This is a genomic window from Vibrio sp. 10N.222.48.A3 (assembly GCF_041475345.1).
In the GTDB taxonomy this organism is placed as follows: Bacteria; Pseudomonadota; Gammaproteobacteria; order Enterobacterales; family Vibrionaceae; genus Vibrio; species Vibrio tasmaniensis_A.
Genome location: NZ_JBFRVX010001110.1, coordinates 1 through 3209 on the forward strand (window position 1 = coordinate 1; position 3209 = coordinate 3209).

Annotated in this window: 2 protein-coding genes; one reads left to right on the forward strand and one right to left on the reverse strand. The window is 47.0% G+C overall.

All coding sequences use genetic code 11. The features are described 5' to 3' along the window. Positions 1-2036 (forward strand): DNA helicase II (gene uvrD / locus AB4653_RS24090; protein ID WP_372105505.1); only part of this gene is annotated, 2036 nt, incomplete at its 5' end. Positions 2037-2171: 135 nt separating this feature from the next. Here uvrD and tpx read toward each other — a convergent pair. Beyond that, positions 2172-2669: a thiol peroxidase gene (gene tpx / locus AB4653_RS24095; RefSeq protein ID WP_009848186.1), complete on the reverse strand. Its 498-nt coding sequence runs from the start codon at positions 2667-2669 to the stop codon at positions 2172-2174. Positions 2670-3209: the final 540 nt, after the last annotated feature.

Below are 3209 nucleotides of genomic sequence, written 5' to 3' on the forward strand. Positions count from 1 at the left end.
TACAAAGCGTAGAGCAAGCATCACCGTTCTCTATCATGTCGGTTACTTTCACCAACAAAGCGGCAGCAGAGATGCGTGGTCGTATTGAAGAGTTGATGATGGGCAGTTCGTCGGGCATGTGGAACGGCACCTTCCACGGTATCTGTCACCGCATTCTTCGTGCTCACTACCTAGATGCAAAACTGCCAGAAGACTTCCAGATCATTGATTCAGATGATCAGATTCGTTTGCTGCGTCGCTTAATCAAGGCGCAAAACCTTGATGAAAAGCAGTGGCCAGCCAAGCAAGCTTCTTGGTGGATCAATGGCAAGAAAGACGAAGGGCTGCGCCCAAGTCACATTGACGCCTACCATGATCCAATAACTCAAACGTGGTTAAAGATTTACTCTGCTTACCAAGAGGCATGTGATCGTGCTGGCTTGGTCGATTTTGCTGAAATCTTGTTGCGATCGCATGAACTATTGCGCGATAAGAAACACATCCGCGAGCACTACCAAGCTCGCTTTAAGCACATTCTTGTCGACGAATTCCAAGATACCAACAACATCCAATACGCTTGGTTACGTATGATGGCGGGCCCGGATTGTCGCGTGATGATCGTGGGTGATGATGACCAATCTATCTATGGCTGGCGTGGCGCTAAAATTGAAAATATTCAGAAGTTCTTGGATGAATTCCCAGGTGCTTCAACGGTTCGACTCGAACAAAACTACCGTTCAACCAAAACCATTCTTCAGGCGTCGAACGAGCTTATCTCGAACAACACCGAGCGTATGGGTAAAGAGCTGTGGACTGATGGCAACGATGGCGAGCCAATCTCAGTTTACTCAGCTTATAACGAGTTAGATGAAGCGCGTTTCACGGTTAGCAAAATCAAAGAGTGGCAAGAGAAAGGCGGTGCGTTAGAAGATACCGCGATGCTTTATCGTAATAACGCCCAATCTCGTGTGCTTGAAGAAGCGCTTATCCAAGGTGGCCTGCCTTACCGAATCTACGGTGGCATGCGATTCTTCGAGCGTCAGGAAATTAGAGATGCTTTGAGCTACCTGCGCTTAATGAGTAACCGTAGTAATGATGCGGCATTCGAACGTGTCGTTAATACGCCGACTCGTGGCTTGGGTGATAAAACGCTAGAAACGATTCGTCTTGCAGCGCGTGATCGTGGTGCAACCATGTGGGAAGCCAGTGTTGCTTTGATAGAAGAGCAAGTGCTACCTGGTCGTGCTGCGGGTGCATTGAGCCGCTTTATTGAACTTATCAATGCACTTGAAGATGACACCATAGAACTGAGACTTCATGAGCAAACCGACCACGTGATCAAATCGTCGGGCTTGTTTGCGATGTACGAGCAAGAGAAAGGCGAGAAGTCGAAGGCACGTATTGAGAACTTGGAAGAATTGGTAACGGCAACGCGTCAGTTTGAAAAACCAGAAGAAGCGGATGAAATGAGCATGCTAACAGCGTTCTTAACTCATGCGGCTTTGGAAGCGGGTGAAGGTCAGGCTGATGAGTTTGATGATGCGGTTCAGCTCATGACTCTGCACAGTGCCAAAGGCCTAGAGTTCCCAATGGTATTCATGGTTGGTGTTGAAGAGGGCATGTTCCCAAGCCAGATGTCTGCAGAAGAAGCGGGGCGTTTAGAAGAAGAGCGTCGTCTGTGTTACGTCGGCATGACCCGTGCGATGGAGAAGCTCTACATCACTTACGCTGAAATGCGTCGTTTGTACGGTCAAGACAAGTATCACAAGCCATCTCGTTTTATTCGTGAGCTACCAGAGACATGTCTGGATGAAGTGCGTATGAAAGCGCAAGTGAGTCGCCCTGCAAGCAGTGGTCGCTTTAGCCAAACCGCCGTGAAAGAGAACTTCAATGAAACAGGCTTTAGTTTGGGCTCTCGCGTTAAACACCCTAAGTTTGGTGAAGGTACCATCATCAACTTCGAAGGAAGTGGCCCACAAAGCCGAGTTCAAGTTGCGTTCAATGGTGAAGGGATTAAGTGGTTAGTAACGGCTTACGCTCGATTAGAGCAGCTTTAATTTGCTACTTCGGCATCTAAAAATCGTTCATTATTAAAAACTAAAAGAGCAGCCAATGGCTGCTCTTTTTATTGCTTTGTACTGACCTCTATTAGGTTAATACGAGCTTAAGGCATTGCTGCCTAAAAGTGAGACTTACAGTGCTGCAAGTGCCGCTTCGTAGTTTGGTTCTTCAGTGATCTCTGCAACCAACTCGCTGTGTGTTACCACACCTTTTTCATCAACAACGACAACTGCGCGTGTTGTTAGGCCTGATAGTGGGCCTTCAGCAATCGCTACGCCGTAGTCTGATGCGAATGCAGGAGAACGGAAAGTTGAAGCGTGTTGAACGCCTTCAATGCCTTCTAGTTCGCAGAAGCGACCCGCAGCAAACGGTAGGTCAGCAGAAATACAAACAACAACCGTGTTCTCAAGTTCTGCCGCTTTTGCGTTGAACGTGCGTACGCTCGTTGCACAAGTTGCTGTGTCGATGCTTGGGAAGATGTTTAGAACTACTTTCTTGCCTTCAAGAGAAGCAAGAGTCAGTTCAGAAAGATCGCCTGCAGTCAGTGCAAAGCTTGGTGACTTTTCACCTGTTTGTGGGAATGTGCCCGTTAGCGGTACAGCAGCGCCTTTGAAGGTAACGTGTGACATGAATTTGTCCTTAGTTTAATTATGGTTATGAAACTAGTTGAGCCTAGTTCGACTTACGTTACTCGGAAGTGGTTAAGAAGTGAATGCTTTAAATGTCAGAATTGTAATCAAAGGTCTTTGATTTATTTGTTTGAGAGAGGAATAAATGAAACGACAGATAAAGAAAAACCCCGAGAGCTTGCGCTCATCGGGGTCTATAGTCTTACTCGCAGCAATCCGGCTACTAAGTGTGCTCCATGCATCAAATCCATGATAGTGTGCTGTTATCCTTCAGCGTATTCCTTTCGTCGCCTTCCTAGCGGTGTCCTTGATCTTATCCTGATCTGCCAACAATCCTCGTTAGCGCGCGTCACTTGTTCCGTGAGCGGTGTCCTTTACATCGTCCTGATGCTAATCCAACCCTTTAAATCCTAAAGGTGTCCATTGTCATTCCGTTGCAGCTAACTTCCTGTTAACTGACTGTATCCCTACAATGTCCTTACGCTCCATGCTTGACTACTCAATCCTAAGTAACCAAATCTTCATCCTGAAGATAACCAA

Excerpts from the sequence above, each read along its gene's own strand:
- tpx (WP_009848186.1), bottom strand. The coding sequence starts at position 2,669 with ATGTCACACGTTACCTTCAAAGGCGCTGCTGTACCGCTAACGGGCACA.